This window comes from Streptomyces sp. NPDC099050 (assembly GCF_044759865.1).
In the GTDB taxonomy this organism is placed as follows: domain Bacteria; phylum Actinomycetota; class Actinomycetes; order Streptomycetales; family Streptomycetaceae; genus Streptomyces.
In genome coordinates this window covers 517760-534027 of record NZ_JBIWAE010000002.1, presented here as the reverse complement: position 1 = coordinate 534027, position 16268 = coordinate 517760, and the positions used below count along the sequence as shown (strand labels likewise).

The following is a 16268-nucleotide window of genomic DNA, read 5'->3' as shown; positions in this document are numbered from 1 at the left end:
GATGCTGATCAGAATCCAGATCCGGATCGGAATCGGGATCCGGACGAGGCCCGCAGGGCCTGTCAGCCGTTCAGGACCCGGGCCTTCTCGGCGGCGAACTCCTCGTCGGTGAGCAGGCCCTGGGCCTTCAGTTCGGCCAGTGCGGTGAGCTGGCCGACCCTGTCGACCGCGGCGGCCGGCGCGGCGGCGGCTTGCGGGGGCTGCTGCTGGGCCTGCTGCGCCTGCCAGGCCTGCTGCTGCGCGGCCGCCTGGGCCGCGGCCTGGTTGACGAGGGCCTGCTGCTCGGCGTCCGCCGCGGCCTGCGCCTGCGCGCTGCGTTCGGCCTGGCCCCGCTGCATCCTGCCCGAGACGGCGGTGGCCGTACCCGCCACGACCGCGGTGCGGGCCATCGCGCCCAGCAGACCCGGACGCCCCATGCGTCGGCGCATGTCTCTCCTCCTACTTCTCGGTCAGGGCGGCGACGGCTCGTTCGACGCCGTCCCGTGGAACGCGTTCCATGAAGAGCACCTGCCCGTTGGACTCCCGTACCGCCGAGGCCAGGCGGGTGGCCCAGGCGTTCTCCCACACCACCACGAGCGCGGAGGACTCCGGAGCGAGGCCCTGCGCCACGGTCTCCAGGTCCTCGTCGCTCAGCAGGTCGAACTCCTCGCCGAGGATCCGCTCGAACTGATCGGCCACCTCGGAGTCGGCGAGCTCCACCACGGAGACCGCGCCGTCCCGTTCCTTGCGGACGAAGGTGAGGTCGAGGATGCGCACCACTCCGCTCTCCTGCAGCTCGCGCAGGGCCGGGGCGACATCACCGTTGAACCGATTGCCGTCGAAGGCGACCACGGCGACGTCCACCGGGCCGATCGATTCGGCCGTAAGAGCTGCACCAGCAGGCATGAGCAGAACCTCTTCCGTAGCGCAAGAAATCACCGCAAAAGGGATCTTACTCGGCGGAGCTGACACCGCATCGCGAGGCGGGGCGAGGCGGGGCGGGGGCCGGACCGGAGCCCGCCCGGGGCAAATTGCGTTGCAGCCCACAGCCGGGGACGGCACCCTCGGCCCATGCCGAAACCTCACGGATTCTCGTACGAACAGCGGGGCGACCAGAGCGTCGTCATCACCCACCAGGGCCGGTCCGCGGCCACCCTCCGGGGCGGGCGGGCCGCCGCGTTCCTGGCCGAGGTCGAAGCCGGCGACGCCCAGCTCGTCATGGCCCGCTGGACCGGCTCCTACAAATTCGGCAACGAGCGGACCGCCAGGAACCACCCCCGCAACCGGGGCCGGGTCTGAGGGATGTGTGGGACGCGGGTGAAGAACCGGGAAACCGGGTGAAAGTAAGGGAACGGCAAAGCCGCCTCGGTCGTTCTCCCGGCATGACCGCTATGACCCCTGGTTCCAACCTGCCGCTCAATGCCGTCCGGGTGACGGTCGACGTGGCTGCCCCGGTGCGGCTCGACGTGTCCGCGCTGCTCCTCGCCGCCGACGGCAAGGTGCGTTCCGACGCCGATTTCATCTTCTTCAACCAGCCGTCCGGCCCCGGCGTCACCTACCGCTCGGGCGGCGGCACGGCGCCGGACTCGATCACCGTGGACACCGGTTCGGTCCCGCCCGACATCGAGCGGATCGTCATCACCGCCAGCCCGGACGCCGCGGGCCAGACCTTCCAGGGCATCGAGCCCACCGCCACCGTCCGGGACGCCGGCGGCGGTGCGGTGATCTCCTCCTTCACCCCGCCGCAGCTCGGCGCGGAGACCGCCCTGGTCGTCGTCGAGGTCTACCAGCGCGGCGGCGTGTGGAAGGTCCGCGCGGTCGGCCAGGGGTACGCGAACGGCCTCGCCGGCATCGCGACCGACTTCGGGGTCTCGGTGGAGGACGAGCCGGCTCCGGCGGCCGCCGCCCCGGCCCCCGTCGCCCCGCCCGCACCGCCCGCGCCCCCGGCTCCCCCGGCGCCGCCCACGTACGCGGCCTCCCCCTGGCTGACCAGCGGCGCCCCCGGGGCGACCCCGGCCCCCGCACCGGTCGCCCCCGCACCGGTCGCGGCTCCCGCCGCCTCCCCCGCACCCGGCGCCGGGAAGATCAACCTCGACAAGGGCCGGGTCAGCCTCCAGAAGAACCAGACCGTCTCCCTGGTCAAGGGCGGCCGCCCGCTGCTCTCCCAGGTCAAGATGGGCCTCGGCTGGGAGCCCGCGTTCCGCGGCCGGGACATCGACCTGGACGCCTCGGTCATCGCCTACGGCCCGCAGCGCAACCACATCGACAGCTGCTACTTCGGCAAGCTCTCCATCCTGGGCGGCTCCGTCAAGCACTCCGGCGACAACCTGACCGGCGACGGCGCGGGCGACGACGAGGTGATCGTCGTGGACCTCGGCCGGCTGCCCGCGGACGCGACGGGCCTCGTCTTCACGGTCAACTCCTTCTCCGGCCAGAAGTTCACCGAGGTGGCGAAGGCCTACTGCCGCCTCATCGACGCCGCGACCAACGAGGAGCTGGTCCGTTTCGACCTCACCAGCGCCGAGCCGCAGACCGGCGTGATGATGGCCAAGCTGATCAAGCAGTTCTCGGGCGAATGGGAGATGACGGCCATGGGCGAGTTTGTGAAGTCGCGCACAGTGCGGGGCATGGTCAAACCGGCCGCACAGGCACTCTGAGCAGGTGGGCGGGCACATGGAGCGACGGAGGCCCGTCCCGGGTGATCTGTTCCACCCTTAATACGGAGGTGGCTGTCAGTGGCCGCCCGTAGCCTTGGAACCATGCACCAGACACTCCAGCCCGCGGGCCCCGCGCGCCCGTCCGCCGCCGAGGCGAACGAGGCGATCCGGCAGCTCGTCGAGAGCCGGGTGGACGGCGAGTGGCCCTCCGAGGCGTACGAGTTCCTCCTCGAAGAGTGGGCCGCGGCCAGCCGCGCCGAAGCTCAGTAGACGAAACAGAAGAAACAGAAGAAGCGCCGAACAGTCGAACATGTGAGACGACGAGAAGAGCCGCCGGGCCCGCGGGCCCGGCGGCTCTTCTCATGTCACCGCTCCCGGATCAGCGCCCGCGCCGCCACGGTCCCGTGACGGCCAGCATGATGCCCGGGTCCTGGATGTTGACGAACAGGGTCCGCCCGTCCGGGGAGAAGCAGACGCCCGTGAACTCCGAGTACTCCGGCTCCTGCGCCGTCCCCGTGTTCATCTCGTTGCGGGCCAGCGGGTACGTGCGCCCCGACTCGGTCGCCCCGAAGAGGTGCTGCAGCCCCGAGCCGTCCTCGGCGATGATCAGACCGCCGTACGGGGAGACCGTGATGTTGTCCGGGCCGTCGTACCCGCCCTCCACCGACGGGTCGGCGTTCACCCCGAGCAGGACCTGCAGCCGCACCGTGCGCCGCTTGGGGTCGTAGAACCACACCTGACCGTCGTGGGCCGCGCCCGGGCTCTCCTCGCGGGCGTAGGAGGAGACGAAGTACGCCCCGCCGTCGGCCCACCACATCCCTTCCAGCTTGCGCGCGCGGGTCACGGCCGACTCCCCGAACTGCTTGCGCACCGCCGATGTGCGCGCGTCGCGGTCCGGGACCGGAATCCAGTCGACCCCGTAGGTGGTCCCGATCCTCGTCGCCCGCGAGAGGTCGTCCACGAACCGTCCCGCACTGTCGAAGCACTTGGCGGCCGCCAGCACACCGGCGTCGTCGGCGAGGGTACGGAGCTTGCCGCGCCCGTGGCGGAAGCCGCTCGGCGGGGTCCAGCGGAAGAGCAGCCCGTTGGGGTTGGAGGCGTCCTCGGTGAGGTAGGCGTGACCCTGACGCGGGTCGATGACCACGGCCTCGTGGTCGTAACGCCCGAAGGCCTTGATCGGCTTCGGGTCGAGGTTGGCGCGACGGTCGTGCGGATCGACCTCGAACACGTAGCCGTGGTCCTTGGTCATCCCGTTCTTCCCGGCGAGGTCCGAGTTCTCCTCGCAGGTCAGCCAGGTGTCCCAGGGGGTGGAGCCGCCCGCGCAGTTGGTCGACGTACCGGCGATGCCCACCCATTCGGCGACCTCGCCGCCGCGCCGGACCTCGACGACCGTGCAACCGCCGGACGCGCCCGGGTCGTAGACGAGGCCCTCGGCCAGCGGGACGGGGTGCGTCCAGTTCGAGCGGGGGCCCTTCAGCTCGTGGTTGTTGACGAGGAGGGTGACGCCCCGGTGGCCCTCGAAGGCGGCGGTGCCGTCGTGGTTGGAGGGGGTGCTCTCGCCCGAGTCGAGGGTGGTGACACCGCTGTGCGTGATCACGCGGTACGTGAATCCGGCGGGGAGGGCCAGGATGCCGGCCGGGTCGGCGACGAGCGGACCGTAGCCGGGGCCGGGGCCGTGCCCGTGGCCGTGCCCGTGGCCGTGCTTCAGGTCGGCGTCCTGGAGCGCGCCGTCGTCCGCGGCGAGGGCGCCGGGGGCGGTGGCGAGTGCCCCGACCGTTCCGGTGAGCGCGACTCCCGCACCCGCGAGTGCGGTGCGGGTGGTGAAATCTCTGCGGCTGAGCGGCATCGGGTCTCCAGGGGTGGGGAGGTGCTGCGCCTGTCGTGCGGTCGTCGGCGCACACGCTCCCGCCCGCACGTGAACGCCGACTGAACTACCCGGGAAAACGAATCGACCCCTTGACCGGTGTCACGGTTGGCCGACTCCCTTTCGGGAACGGCCGGTTACCAGCGCCTCACACGCCCCGGGAACGGGCCTTGAACGCGGCCTTCCGGGCCTCCTTGGCGGCCTTCTTGTCGGGGTGCAGCCGCCCCATCGCCTCCAGCACGTGGGCCGTCGCCGGGTGCTCCACCCGCCAGGCCTGCTCGAAGAACCCGGCGTGGTGGGCGGTCAGCGACTGGATCAGGAGCGGCAGCTCCGCCTCGGCGCCCTCCCCGGCCCCGGCTCCCCCGCCGTCCGCACCGCCCGTCGCGAGCTGCGCCGCGATCGTGTCGACCGTCAGCCAGAACACCATCTCCTCGTCCGGCGCCGGTACGTCGGCCACCCCGCGCTCGGCCAGCCAGACCCGGGCGAGCCCGCCGAGCTCCGCGTCGTCCAGTACCGCGCGGACGGCCGGCTCGGCCTCCGCTCCGGCCGGGGCGAGGGCCTGCTGGCAGCGCAGCCGGCGCAGCGGGCCGCCCGCGTCGGCCCCGCGTGCGGCGGCGAGCAGCTCCGCGGCGGCTTCGGGCACGGGGCGGCCGGCCAGCCACTGCTCGATCTCGGCCTCGGCGGCGGCCTCGGAGTAGTGGGAGACCACGTCGAGCAGCACGTCCGCGCCCTTGCCGGCGAGTTCGCCGACGGCCGGGGCCTCGACGCCCGCTTCCAGCATGCGTGCCCGGATGCCGTACAGCCCGAGCGGGGTCAGACGGACCAGACCGTACCGGGAGACGTCCTCCTCGTCGGGGGCCGAGCCGGAGCCCTCGCCGGCCGCGAGGAAATCCTCGTCCTCGGCCTCCGCCATCAGCTCCTCGTCGACGGGGCGGAACTCGACCAGCCCGATCGGCTCCAGCTGCCGGAACTGGTCGTCGAGGCGCATCATCGCGTCCGAGACCTGCTCCAGGACGGCGTCGGTGGGATCGCCCATGTCGTCCGGCACCACCATCGAGGCGGCGAGCACCGGGAGCGGCACCGGCCCGTCGGCCGTGCCGCCTTCGGCCACGGCGAGCAGGTAGAGGTTGGCGAGGACCCCGTCGAGGAAGTCGGCCTCGCGGCGCGGGTTCCAGTCGAGCTGGTCGAAGTCGATCTCGCCACCCGCGTCGAGGGCGTCGACGAGGTCGTCCAGGGCGGGCACCGCCGCGTCCGCGAGGACGGTGTCCAGGGCCGCCAGCCACAGGTCGAGCACGTCGCCGGGGGTTCCGCCGGTCACCAGCGCCAGGTCCTCGCCGGGCTCGGCGGTGCCGAACTCCCGGCCGTCCCCGTCGCCGTCCGCTTCCCCGTCCCCGTCCGCGTCCCCGTCCGCTTCCCCGGAGCCGGCTCCGTGCTCCTCCGGTTCGGTGACGTCGACGAGGCCGGTGTCGACGGCCACCCGCCAGGCCTGGCTCGCGTGGGCGGCGGAGTCCTCGTCGGCGGGGTCGAGGCCCAGCAGGGCCACGGCCTGCGGCAGTTGCCCGGGGACGAGCTCGCCACCGGTGTCCACGCGGGTGTCCGGTCCGGCCCACCGGGCGAGGCGCACGGCGCGGGCGAACAGCGGCGCGGCCAGGGCCTCGCGGGCCAGTTCCGCGTCGGGGAGCAGCCGTACCGGCGGCAGCGTCGGGTGCGAGTCTGCGGACATGGGGCGGTTCTCCTCGCGGGCACGGGTGGTACGGCTACGGGTGGTTGGGGCGGTACTGGTACGGGTGGTTCGGGTGGTTCGGGTACGGGTGGTACGGCGCCCCAGAGTAGACGCATTTCGGGCGGTCCCGGCGGTCTCTCCCCTTTGGTTCATCCCACAGTCAACCCCCGTATTCCCTGTAGGGCTTGACAACTTTGCCGGGCACGAAGGAAATTGACGCGCGTAGATATCTGCTTCCTCCTCCACACACCGGAGTTCCCGCCCATGCGCTCCTCGCATCCCCGTTCCGCCGCCGTCGCGGCCCTCGTCGCCACCGCGCTGGCCACCGGCCTGCTCGCGGGCACCGCCGACGCGGCCGAAGGCGCCGTGTCCGCCGATCCGATACGCATCCACGACATCCAGGGCACGACCCGGATATCCCCGCTGGCCGGCAAGCAGGTCGCCGACGTGGCGGGCATCGTCACGGGCGTCCGTACGTACGGTTCGCGCGGCTTCTGGATCCAGGACCCCGACACGGACGACGACGACGCCACCAGCGAGGGCGTGTTCGTCTTCACCAGCTCGGTACCGACCGTCGCGGTCGGCGACGCCGTCACGGTCTCCGGTCTGGTCGGCGAGTACATCCCCGGCGGCGTCGCCTCCGGCAACCAGTCGGTCACGCAGATCTCCAAGCCCGTCGTGACCGTGGTCTCCTCCGGCAACGCGGTGCCCGCGGCCACCGCCGTCAACGAGTACTCGGTCCCCTGCGCGTACACCGCGGACGGCGACCCGGCCGCCGCCGGCAGCATCAACGGCCTGACCCTGGAGCCCTCGCGCTACGCCCTGGACTACTACGAGTCCTTGGAGGGCATGAACATCGCGATCGGCACCTCGCGCGTGGTCGGCGCCACCGACCCGTACGCCGCGATGTGGGTGACGGTGAAGGGCTGGGAGAACAACACCAAGCGCGGCGGCACGGTCTACGGCTCGTACGACTCCCAGAACACCGGCCGCCTCCAGATCCAGCAGCTCGCGCCCCTCGCGCAGCAGCCGTTCCCGGTGGCCAACGTCGGCGACAAGCTGACCGGCCCCACCGAAGGCCCCCTGGACTTCAACCAGTTCGGCGGCTACACCCTGGTGGCCCGCACCCTCGGCACGGTCAAGGCGGGCACCCTCGCCCCCGAGAAGACCAAGCCGCAGGCCGAGAAGGAACTCGCGGTGGCCACGTACAACGTGGAGAACCTCGACCCGTCCGACCCGCAGGCGAAGTTCGACAACCTGGCGAAGGCCGTCGTCGAGAACCTCGCCTCCCCCGACATCCTCGCCCTGGAGGAGATCCAGGACGACAACGGCGCCAAGAACGACGGCACGGTCTCGGCCGGGGCCACCCTGACGAAGTTCACCGCGGCCATCACGGCCGCGGGCGGCCCGGCCTACCAGTGGCGGAGCATCGACCCGGAGGACAAGAAGGACGGCGGCGAGCCCGGCGGCAACATCCGCCAGGTGTTCCTCTTCAACCCGGCGCGGGTGTCCTTCACGGAGCGCGCCCCGGGCGACGCCGTGACGGCGACCGGCGTGGTGAACGAGGCCGGCAAGGCCGCCCTGACCCACTCCCCCGGCCGGATCGACCCGGCGAACCCGGCGTGGGTGGACAGCCGCAAGCCGCTGGCCGGCGAGTTCGTCTTCCGCGGCAAGACGGTCTTCGTGATCGCCAACCACTTCGGTTCGAAGGGCGGCGACCAGGGCCTGACCTCCTCGATCCAGCCTCCGGTCCGCTCCTCCGAGGCCAAGCGGCTGCTGCAGGCACAGGCCGTCAACGGGTTCGTGAAGGACATCCTGGCGGTGGAGAAGAAGGCCTCGGTCCTCGTGGTCGGCGACATCAACGACTTCGAGTTCTCGAACACGACGAAGGCGCTGGAGGACGGCGGGGCGCTGTACGCGGCGATCAAGTCGCTGCCGAAGCCGGAGCGTTACTCGTACGTCTTCCAGGGCAACGCGCAGGTCCTCGACCAGATCCTGACGAGCCCCGGCATCAAGCAGTTCAGCTACGACAGCGTGCACATCAACGCGGAGTTCGCCGACCAGAACAGCGACCACGACCCGCAGGTCGTGCGCTTCCGCCCGTAGCGGCGGCGCCGAAGGGGCCGGGCCGCACCGCCGCCCGGCCCCTTTGGCATGATCCCGGCATGATCTTCCGCCCCGCGACGCGCCAGGACCTGCCCGCCGTACTCGCCCTGCTGGCCCAGGATGACGGCCCGGCCGCGGCCGGGCCCCCCGAGCCGGCCCGCGAGCCGGTCTCCGAGGCCCACGAGCTGGCCTTCGCCGCGATCGAGGCGGACCCGCGCAACGAGATGCTGATCCTGGAGGAGGGCGGGGTGCTCCTCGGCTGCCTGCAGCTGACGTACATCCCGGGTCTCGGCCAGGGCGGGCGGGAGCGGGCCCTCGTGGAGGCGGTACGGATCCGCGCGGACCGGCGGGGCGGGGGGCTCGGGGCCCGCCTGATGGAGCTGGCGGCGGACCGGGCCCGCGAGCGCGGCTGCGGCCTGATCCAGCTCACCAGCAGCAAGCGGCGCACCGCCGCGCACCGCTTCTACGAGCGGCTGGGCTACACCCGGAGCCACGAGGGCTTCAAGCTGCCGCTGGTCTGACCTGGCCTGACCTGACCGGGACGGTCGGGAGCCCAGGACGGGACCTTTGGCCCTGGCGTGACGCTCGGCACATCCCTACCCATTCGGGCGGTTCTGGTGTTGAGTGTCCCCACGCCCGATCTTGTACCGCACTCCAGCACTCCTTTGGAGGACCGCGTGTTCCCCTCCATTTCCCTCGCTCAGGAAATCGGCATCGCCGTCCTGCTCGTGGCCGCCGCCGTCTGGCTGATCGGCCTCGGCCACATGCTGTGGGACAGCCGCTTCCACCACCCGGAACCAGGCGCCTTCGAAGGTCTCTCGGTCATCCCCGCCCAGCGCGGTACCTCGGTCCACCCGATGGAGTCGGTGGAACTGACCGAAGCGGAGCAGCAGGCCTTCGCGGGCCTGGTCCGCACGATCCCCCTGCACTGACGCCGCGGCCGGATCCCCGGCCCGCGCGGACCCCGCGTGCGCGGAGTCCCTCCCCCGCTCGGGGCGGGAGGGCTCTCACCACGCACAACGCCCTCCCACCCCCGTCGGGGTGGGAGGGCGTTGTGCGTGACCGGACCGGGGTCGGTCAGTTGTGGCTGTGCAGGACCTCGTTCAGGCCGCCCCAGGCCGCCTTGTACGGGCGGGCCTCGACGGCGCCGGTGACCGAGTTGCGGCGGAAGAGGATGTTGTCGGCGCCGGAGAGCTCCAGGGCCTTGACGACCTGGCCGTCCGGCAGGGTGACGCGGGTGCCCGCGGTGACATAGAGGCCCGCCTCGACCACGCACTCGTTGCCCAGGGCGATGCCGATGCCCGCCTCGGCGCCGATCAGGGTGCGCTCGCCGATCGAGATGATCTGCTTGCCGCCGCCCGACAGGGTGCCCATCGTGGACGCGCCGCCGCCGATGTCGGAGCCGTCGCCGACCACGACGCCCGCGGAGATCCGGCCCTCGACCATGGAGGTGCCCAGGGTGCCGGCGTTGAAGTTGACGAAGCCCTCGTGCATGACGGTGGTGCCCTCGGCGAGGTGCGCGCCCAGGCGGACCCGGTCCGCGTCGGCGATGCGCACGCCCTTGGGGGCGACGTAGTCCGTCATCCGCGGGAACTTGTCGATCGAGGTGACCTGGAGGTGCAGGCCCTCGGCGCGGGCGTTCAGGCGGACCGTCTCGACCTGGTCGATCGCGACCGGGCCCAGCGAGGTCCAGGCGACGTTGGCCAGCAGGCCGAAGACGCCGTCCAGGTTCTGGCCGTGCGGCTTGACCAGGCGGTGGCTGAGCAGGTGCAGGCGCAGGTACGCGTCGTGCGCGTCCAGCGGCTTGTCCTCCAGGGAGGCGATCACGGTGCGGACGGCTACGACCTCGACGCCGCGGACCGCGTCCTGGCGGATCGCCTTGGGCGCGGTGGCCCCCAGCAGCTCCACGGCCTGCTCGGCGGTGAGGCGCTCGGTGCCGGCCGGGCCGGGCTCGGCGACCAGCTGGGGGGCGGGGAACCAGGTGTCGAGGACGGTGCCGTCGGCGGTGATGGTGGCAAGGCCGGCGGCGACGGCGCCGGTGGTACGCGTAGCAGTCATGCCCGAAACCTAACCGGCGACGGCCCGCGGTCGCGAACCGGTCTCATGTGCCGGGCGCGGGTCGTGCCGCACCGGGTCTTCCACGGGCCCCGGCACGGGCCCCCGTGCCACCCGGACCGACATCCACAGCACCGCCCCGCCCGCCTAGCCGGCGCCGCCGGAACGCCTGTACCAGGCGTCGCGTGGACGGGCAGTGGAATCGGTGGACTGTCCCCCGATGGTGTGCCCTAACAGGGATCAGCTCGCTCGTCGACAGGTCCATACTGTTGAGGTTGCACGCGCGGTGCCCAGGCGACGCCGCGCACCCTCCCCGGCGGACCCTGACGGGCCAGTCGGCCAGTCCGGAGGGACGCACTCACACGGATCGGCTGAAGCGCCTGACGCCGGTCGTGGACCACGACCGGACCGTCCGCGAGGTTCTACCCGGTCCAGGACATCGAGGCGAGCGTGGCCGCCGCCCTGGCGGCGGTCCGCGGCGGGTAGCCGGGGCCGGGCTCCGCCCGGGTCACCACCCGGGAAACCACCCGGGCAGCCGCCCGCTTCACCACCCGGGCAGCCGCCCAGAGGCCGGCGTCAGGCCCGCAGCACCCGCCGCAGGACCTCGCAGGCGTACGCCCGGTCGTACTCCGCCCCCGTCAGCAGCACCTGCAGGCTGATCCCGTCCATGACCGCCACCAGCGCCCGCGCCGTGGCCGGGTCCGTCCGCGCGGACAGGGCCGTGGAGACGGCCTCGCACCATTCGGCCGCGACGGGGCGCAGCGCGGGTCGGCGCAGGGCGGCCAGGTAGAGCTCGTACTCCAGCTCCGCCCGCGCCCGGTCCGCCCCCAGGAACTCGCCCAGCAGGACGGCCAGGGCTCCCGCCAGGTCCGCACCCGGATCGGCCAGCGCCGCGGACTCCGCCACCGCACGGGCGAAACCCTCGTTGGCCTGCCGCAGCGCCGCGACCAGCAGGTCGTCCAGGGTCTTGAAGTGGTACGTCGTGGAGCCGAGCGGCACGTCGGCCTCCGCGGCCACGCTGCGGTGACTGAGCCCGGCGATGCCCCGGGCGCCCACCACCCGGATGGCCGCGGCGATGATCCGGTCCCGCCGGTCCGGGTCGTAGCGGCGCACCGAGCCGGCCATCAGCGGGCTGCTCCCGCGACGGCGATGACGGCGGCGGGGGGCGGCTGGCAAGGCATGCGTACGACAGTACACACGGCCTCGCGCGGCCGGTCGCACCCGGCGCGGTCCGGCGCCCCGTACAACCTTCTGCCCGAGTGGCGGGTCTGCCGTCTCGATCTTGCACGTAAACCGAACCATCGGGGGCACACATGAGGAAGCGCAGCCTGGCTGCACTCTGCACGGTCACGGCACTCGGGGCCGTACTGGCGATTCCCACGGCCGCTCTGGCGGCCGACTCCCACCCGTCCGGCTTCAAGGCCTGGACCGACCGGACGCGGCTCTACCTGGACTTCGGCAGCACCGCGCTGCCGAAGGACCTCAAGGTGCACCTGCGCAAGCACGGCACGGACACGCGGGTCGCCACGGTCACCTCGTTCGAGTTCATGGATGACGAGGACCCGTGCATGCCCTCCTGCGAGGAGGACGAGGGCGAATCGGGCATCCGGTCCACGCCGCTGCGGCTGGCGGACCTCGGTACGTACAGCGTGGACGTCGAGTACGACGGAACCTTGGGCGAAACGATCCTGCACAAGAACAAGAGCACCCTCGAGTACCGCCTGATCCCCATGGTCACCGCCCTTGAGGTGGTCGGGACGCCGCAGATCGAGCACCGGACGGTCACCGTCAAGGCCGACGCGGTGGCCCGAGACCCCCGCAACGACGTCGATCAGCCGCTGCCCAACGGCAAGTTGGTCCTGGAAACATCGGGGGCCGCCACCCCGGTGGCCACCGACGCCTCGGGGCACATCGAGACGCCGTTCACCTTCACCGGTACCGAGAAGAACGAGGGGAAGTACCACGCGGGGGTCCAGGTGACCCTCCGGCCGGAGGGGGAGCTCAAGAACAGTCCGCTCGGCCAGACGCGCGATGTCCAGGTCCTGCGCCCCCTGGCGAGTATCACCCTGGACACCGCCAAGGTGACCGGACCGGACGGCGGCGAGGCACCGTTGAGCGGCCGGATCACCTTCAAGGGCGACGACGGCACCATGAAGCCGGTGCCCGCGGGCACTCCGGTCGACACCGGGAACGGGCGCGTGAAGACCGGCAGGGACGGCCGGTTCACCGGACAGGTCCAGGTCGACGGCAGGAGGTCCGGGCTGTTGACCATCTCCGGGTCGGCCTGGCTCCAGTCGACCCGGACGAGCGTGCCCGTGGACCCCTCGACCAGCGCCGGTTTCCACCAGCCGGTGACGGCCGACGTCAGCGCGGACAAGAAGGTCACCGTCACCGGCAGGCTCTCCCGGTACGACATGCCGGCTCCCACCAACCTGAAGGTCCTGGTCGAGTTCAGCCCCGGCGGCACATCGCCGTGGATCACCAAGGCGACCGTGGACAGCGCCGCCCCGGCCGGTGACAGCACGGGCGTCGTCACGGCGACGGCGCTGCCCTACCCGGGCCCCGGCACCTGGCGGCTGCGGTACGCCGGAACCCCTGCGATCCCCGCCGGGCCGGCCGCACAGGCGTCCGGCCCCGTGGCCCGGTCGATGACGGCCTTCCCGGAGTTCAACGCCACCCCGGAGCCGGTCAAGGCCGGCCAGCCGGTCACCGTCACCGGCAAGCTCGCCCACAAGCAGCCGTACGGCGCGTTCTGGAGCAAGTACGCCGGCCAGCAGGTCGGCGTCTACTTCCGTGCGAGCGGCACCACCACGTGGAAGCTGATGGGCACCACCACGACCCGGTCCGACGGCACGTTCACAAGGGTCTTCACGGCCGGCAAGGACGGAACCTGGAAGGCCCGCTACGAGCAGGTCGCACCCGACCACTTCGCGGCCGCGAGTCGCGAGGACTTCGTCGACGTCCAGTAGGGGACGGTCCGGTCCGACGGTCCGCCGGCCTGCCCTCAGATCTCCGGGCCGCCGGGCCGCCGGGGGGGGCGGCGCGCCGGCACGCCGTCAGTGCGTCGTCCCCCCGAGGTTCAGCAGCACGACCCCCGCGATCACCAGCGCGATGCCGCCGATCTTCGCGGCCGACGCGGCCTCCCCCATGAAGACCATGCCGATCGCGGCGATCGCGGCCGTGCCGACGCCGGCCCAGATCGCGTACGCCGTCCCCACCGACATCGACTTCAGCGTCTGCGCGAGCAGGGTGAAGGCGATGACGTAGCCCACCAGCGTGATCAGCGAGGGCCACAGCTTCGTGAAGCCCTCGCTGAACTTCATGGCGGTGGTGCCGGCGACCTCTGCGGCGATGGCGGCGGCGAGCAGTATGTAGGGCATGCGTACGACAGTACACATCGTTATGGACGGGCGTACATATCCGCGTGTCCCCCGGGACTTCCCCGGTCCCGGCCGCTACGGTGTCGGCGCGGCGGCACCGGGGCGCGCGCACCGGGGGACGGGAGACCCGCATGACCCAGGACGGAGCGGGGGACGGAGTGGGGGACGGGTCGCGGTGGACGCCCTGGGGCGGCGGCTGGCTGCCCCCGCAGGCTCCCCGGCCCGGGGTGATGTCCCTGCGGCCGCTCACCCCCGCCGAGATACTCGGCGGCGCCTTCGCCGCCCTCGCCCGCTACGGGGTCCGCCTCGCCACCGCCATGCTCCTCGGCCAGCTCGCCGCGCTGCTGCTGGTCGCCACGGCCGCCTTGACCGCGCTCGCGCTGCACGCCCGGCCCGTCGACGCCCTGGTTCCCGCCGCGGCCCTGGCCACCCTGGCGACCTGCGCCCTGGCCTCCGCCCTGACGGGCGCCGTGCTCCGCCCGGCGGTACTCGGCCGCCCCACGACCGCCCGTACGCTGCTGCGCGCCGCCGCCCCCCGCTGCGCGGCCGTCCTCGGCACCCAGCTCCTGGTCCTCGGAGCCGTGGCCGGACCGGGCGCCGCCGTCCTGGCCGCCGGGCTGCCCCCGCTCCTGGCGGCGGCCACCCTGCCGGCCGCACTCGGATGCGGGGTCCTGTTCGCGCTCGCGCCCACGGTCGCGGCCTGCGAGGGGCTCGGCCCGCTCGGCGCCCTGCGCCGCTCGGCCCGCCTGGTGCGCGGGGCCTGGTGGCGCACGCTCGGCCTCACCGCTCTCGCCGCCGCGATCGCGCTCGCGGCGGCGTACGCCGTCCAGTTGCCCTTCGCCTTCGCCGGGGCGCTCAGCCTGATCCCGGCGCTGGACGGCGGCTTCGTGCACGCGGCCCTCACCGCCCTCGGCGGGATGCTCGCGCAGACACTGCTGCTCTGCTTCCCGCAGCTCACCGCCGGCCTGCTCTACGCAGACCGGCGGATCCGCCGCGAGGACCTGGCACGGGAGCTCACCAGGCAGTCGGCGCGATCAGGGGAGTTCAGTTCAGCGTGAACCAGGCCGCGCGGGACTTCTTCCACTCCGGGTGGTCGAGGTCCTTGGCCTCGGTGCCGTCGCCGTACAGGTCGGCGGAGCCGCTGTCGGTGATCAGCTGGACGGGAGCGCCGGGGACCCGCAGGTCGGGCACGGCCACGATGGCTTCCCAGCCGCCGGGGTCGGTGGTCGGCAGGTCGGTCCGCTTGACCGGGGCGTGGCCCGCGATCCCGTCCCACTGGTAAAGGGCGTAGGGGTCGGAGTTGTCGTCCGCCGCCCAGGAACCGGCCAGGATCAGGTACTGGTTCGCCGTGTTCTTGCGGATGTCACGGATCGCGAGCCCGCCCAGGTCCATCTCCACGGGCTCGCCGAAGACCGCCTTGGCCGCGCCGGCTACGACCTGGTCGATGTTGGTGACGGGCACGACCAGTGCCTTGCCGCCGGGCACGGCGGGCGCCAGCGGGGCGCGGAAGCCCAGGTAGGCGGTGGTGGCGGAACCGGGAGCGAACTCCAGTCCCTCCACGTTGAACCCGTCGATGCTCTTGGGGATCTTGCCGGCCGCCGTGCCCGCCGCGAAGCCGTAGCGGTTCCCGTTCGCCGTGTCCCAGGCGATCAGGTCCTCGCGCAGGCCCTTGTAGGCGGAGCCGAAGGTGATCTCGGTGTCGGCGCCCGACCCGGTGAGCCGGGTGGTGAAGACGGTGTTGCGCTCGGCCTTGTACTTGCCGTCCTTGTTGTTGCCGAGCGACCCCGTCCAGTACACGGTGTCGCCGACGCGGGCGGCGGCCTCGATGTCGGCTTCCTTCTTGATGCCGAGCGCGGGGCCGAGGTCCCAGGTCTTCACGGGGGCGCCCGAGCGCAGCCGGTCGTACAGGCGCAGCACGTTGGTCTCGTCGTCGGCCACCAGCGCGTAGCCGCCGCCGACGTCCACGGCGGCCGAGGAGTCGGCGGAGCCCGTGAGGTAGCGGGTGGTGAAGGCGCCGGTGCCCACTCGCGCGGAAGCGGCGTAGGAGAGGGTGGCCGTGGCCGTCTTGCCGCCGCGGCCGGTCACCCGGAGCGTCAGGTCGGTGTAACCCTGGGCCTTCGGGTGGACGGTCAGTTGGCGGTCGCCCTGCCAGGTCCGTGCGATGCGCACGTCGCCGGGCCCGGCGACCGCCGGGTTGCTGGAGGAGAGGACCTCGACCTTCAGGAAGGCGGCGGGCATCCCCTCCTGCGCGATGTCCACGGTGACGGCCGGGTCGCCGATCGCGCCGACGGCCCCGGACAGGTGCCCGGCGGAGAGCGCGATGCTCGGTTCGGCGGCGGCTTCCTGAGCGGCGTGGGCGGGCGCGGCCAGTCCTGCGGCGAGCAGGGCGGCGGCCCCGGCGGCTCCCACGGCACCGAGGCGGCGTGCCGGCGAAAGGCGAACGGTCAACGGAGGGTCCTCTCGTGTACGCCGTCACGTCGTGACGGCCGTCGAGAAGATTCGGC

At 72.6% G+C, this 16268-nt stretch carries 16 protein-coding genes; 8 read left to right on the top strand and 8 right to left on the bottom strand.

The features are described from left to right. Positions 1–62: 62 nt before the first annotated feature. Both ACIQV3_RS05425 and ACIQV3_RS05420 read right to left on the bottom strand, forming a co-directional pair. Positions 63–428, bottom strand: a complete 366-nt coding sequence (locus ACIQV3_RS05425) for an SHOCT domain-containing protein (protein ID WP_403709969.1) — start codon at positions 426–428, stop codon at positions 63–65. A 10-nt stretch (positions 429–438) separates the two neighbouring features. Then, positions 439–885: a DUF6325 family protein gene (locus ACIQV3_RS05420; protein WP_403709967.1), complete on the bottom strand. Its 447-nt coding sequence runs from the start codon at positions 883–885 to the stop codon at positions 439–441. A gap of 165 nt (positions 886–1050) precedes the next feature. On the opposite strand from ACIQV3_RS05420, the gene ACIQV3_RS05415 reads away from it, so the two are divergent. The 3 genes from ACIQV3_RS05415 to ACIQV3_RS05405 all read left to right on the top strand — a co-directional run bounded on the left by ACIQV3_RS05415 (position 1051) and on the right by ACIQV3_RS05405 (position 2906). Beyond that, positions 1051–1278 carry a hypothetical protein gene (locus ACIQV3_RS05415; protein WP_383942642.1) on the top strand — a complete coding sequence of 76 codons (228 nt, stop codon included), beginning with the start codon at positions 1051–1053 and terminating at the stop codon, positions 1276–1278. Positions 1279–1370: 92 nt separating this feature from the next. After that, positions 1371–2636, top strand: a complete 1266-nt coding sequence (locus tag ACIQV3_RS05410; protein ID WP_403709965.1) for a TerD family protein — start codon at positions 1371–1373, stop codon at positions 2634–2636. Positions 2637–2738: 102 nt separating this feature from the next. Continuing rightward, complete coding sequence (locus ACIQV3_RS05405) at positions 2739–2906, top strand: hypothetical protein (RefSeq protein WP_243338429.1); 168 nt, start codon at positions 2739–2741, stop codon at positions 2904–2906. Positions 2907–3015: 109 nt separating this feature from the next. Here the strand turns inward: ACIQV3_RS05405 and ACIQV3_RS05400 are convergent, their stop codons facing one another. Beyond that, on the bottom strand, positions 3016–4482 hold the full coding sequence (locus tag ACIQV3_RS05400; RefSeq protein ID WP_403709963.1) for an alkaline phosphatase PhoX: 1467 nt from the start codon (positions 4480–4482) through the stop codon (positions 3016–3018). Positions 4483–4648: 166 nt separating this feature from the next. Beyond that, complete coding sequence (locus tag ACIQV3_RS05395; protein WP_403709961.1) at positions 4649–6223, bottom strand: hypothetical protein; 1575 nt, start codon at positions 6221–6223, stop codon at positions 4649–4651. Positions 6224–6487: 264 nt separating this feature from the next. Here ACIQV3_RS05395 and ACIQV3_RS05390 point away from each other — a divergent pair, with 264 nt between their 5' ends. From ACIQV3_RS05390 to ACIQV3_RS05380, 3 genes are all read left to right on the top strand, one after another. After that, positions 6488–8329, top strand: coding sequence for an endonuclease/exonuclease/phosphatase family protein (locus ACIQV3_RS05390; protein ID WP_403710162.1), 1842 nt, complete (start codon positions 6488–6490; stop codon positions 8327–8329). Positions 8330–8388: 59 nt separating this feature from the next. Next, positions 8389–8850, top strand: coding sequence for a GNAT family N-acetyltransferase (locus ACIQV3_RS05385; protein ID WP_403709959.1), 462 nt, complete (start codon positions 8389–8391; stop codon positions 8848–8850). 156 nt (positions 8851–9006) lie between these two features. Continuing rightward, a complete protein-coding gene (locus ACIQV3_RS05380) occupies positions 9007–9261 on the top strand; it encodes a hypothetical protein (RefSeq protein ID WP_266876878.1) in 255 nt (84 codons plus the stop codon). A gap of 145 nt (positions 9262–9406) precedes the next feature. Here the strand turns inward: ACIQV3_RS05380 and dapD are convergent, their stop codons facing one another. Both dapD and ACIQV3_RS05370 read right to left on the bottom strand, forming a co-directional pair. Next, complete coding sequence (gene dapD, locus ACIQV3_RS05375; RefSeq protein WP_327307364.1) at positions 9407–10387, bottom strand: 2,3,4,5-tetrahydropyridine-2,6-dicarboxylate N-succinyltransferase; 981 nt, start codon at positions 10385–10387, stop codon at positions 9407–9409. A gap of 573 nt (positions 10388–10960) precedes the next feature. Then, the gene (locus ACIQV3_RS05370; RefSeq protein WP_403709956.1) at positions 10961–11509 is read right to left on the bottom strand and encodes a TetR/AcrR family transcriptional regulator; all 549 of its coding nucleotides are present in this window, start codon (positions 11507–11509) and stop codon (positions 10961–10963) included. Between the two features lie 188 nt (positions 11510–11697). Between ACIQV3_RS05370 and ACIQV3_RS05365 the strand changes: the two genes are divergently transcribed. Next, the gene (locus ACIQV3_RS05365) at positions 11698–13353 is read left to right on the top strand and encodes a hypothetical protein (RefSeq protein ID WP_403709954.1); all 1656 of its coding nucleotides are present in this window, start codon (positions 11698–11700) and stop codon (positions 13351–13353) included. A gap of 87 nt (positions 13354–13440) precedes the next feature. On the opposite strand, the gene ACIQV3_RS05360 is transcribed toward ACIQV3_RS05365, so the two are convergent. Next, on the bottom strand, positions 13441–13764 hold the full coding sequence (locus ACIQV3_RS05360) for a DMT family transporter (RefSeq protein WP_403709952.1): 324 nt from the start codon (positions 13762–13764) through the stop codon (positions 13441–13443). A 131-nt stretch (positions 13765–13895) separates the two neighbouring features. Between ACIQV3_RS05360 and ACIQV3_RS05355 the strand changes: the two genes are divergently transcribed. Next, positions 13896–14822 (top strand): hypothetical protein, encoded by a 927-nt coding sequence (locus ACIQV3_RS05355; RefSeq protein WP_403709950.1) that lies wholly within the window; start codon positions 13896–13898, stop codon positions 14820–14822. On the opposite strand, the gene ACIQV3_RS05350 is transcribed toward ACIQV3_RS05355, so the two are convergent. Next, positions 14809–16212, bottom strand: a complete 1404-nt coding sequence (locus ACIQV3_RS05350; RefSeq protein WP_403709948.1) for a hypothetical protein — start codon at positions 16210–16212, stop codon at positions 14809–14811. The genes ACIQV3_RS05355 and ACIQV3_RS05350 overlap by 14 nt on opposite strands. Positions 16213–16268 lie beyond the last annotated feature (56 nt).

What these genes read in the sequence shown, in the direction of transcription:
- ACIQV3_RS05425 (WP_403709969.1), bottom strand. Translation starts at nt 428, where the DNA reads ATGCGCCGACGCATGGGGCGTCCGGGTCTGCTGGGCGCGATGGCCCGC.
- ACIQV3_RS05355 (WP_403709950.1), top strand. Translation starts at nt 13,896, where the DNA reads ATGACCCAGGACGGAGCGGGGGACGGAGTGGGGGACGGGTCGCGGTGG.
- ACIQV3_RS05385 (WP_403709959.1), top strand. Translation starts at nt 8,389, where the DNA reads ATGATCTTCCGCCCCGCGACGCGCCAGGACCTGCCCGCCGTACTCGCC.
- ACIQV3_RS05390 (WP_403710162.1), top strand. Translation starts at nt 6,488, where the DNA reads ATGCGCTCCTCGCATCCCCGTTCCGCCGCCGTCGCGGCCCTCGTCGCC.
- ACIQV3_RS05415 (WP_383942642.1), top strand. Translation starts at nt 1,051, where the DNA reads ATGCCGAAACCTCACGGATTCTCGTACGAACAGCGGGGCGACCAGAGC.
- ACIQV3_RS05370 (WP_403709956.1), bottom strand. Translation starts at nt 11,509, where the DNA reads ATGGCCGGCTCGGTGCGCCGCTACGACCCGGACCGGCGGGACCGGATC.
- ACIQV3_RS05400 (WP_403709963.1), bottom strand. Translation starts at nt 4,482, where the DNA reads ATGCCGCTCAGCCGCAGAGATTTCACCACCCGCACCGCACTCGCGGGT.
- ACIQV3_RS05365 (WP_403709954.1), top strand. Translation starts at nt 11,698, where the DNA reads ATGAGGAAGCGCAGCCTGGCTGCACTCTGCACGGTCACGGCACTCGGG.
- dapD (WP_327307364.1), bottom strand. Translation starts at nt 10,387, where the DNA reads ATGACTGCTACGCGTACCACCGGCGCCGTCGCCGCCGGCCTTGCCACC.
- ACIQV3_RS05410 (WP_403709965.1), top strand. Translation starts at nt 1,371, where the DNA reads ATGACCCCTGGTTCCAACCTGCCGCTCAATGCCGTCCGGGTGACGGTC.
- ACIQV3_RS05395 (WP_403709961.1), bottom strand. Translation starts at nt 6,223, where the DNA reads ATGTCCGCAGACTCGCACCCGACGCTGCCGCCGGTACGGCTGCTCCCC.
- ACIQV3_RS05420 (WP_403709967.1), bottom strand. Translation starts at nt 885, where the DNA reads ATGCCTGCTGGTGCAGCTCTTACGGCCGAATCGATCGGCCCGGTGGAC.
- ACIQV3_RS05360 (WP_403709952.1), bottom strand. Translation starts at nt 13,764, where the DNA reads ATGCCCTACATACTGCTCGCCGCCGCCATCGCCGCAGAGGTCGCCGGC.
- ACIQV3_RS05405 (WP_243338429.1), top strand. Translation starts at nt 2,739, where the DNA reads ATGCACCAGACACTCCAGCCCGCGGGCCCCGCGCGCCCGTCCGCCGCC.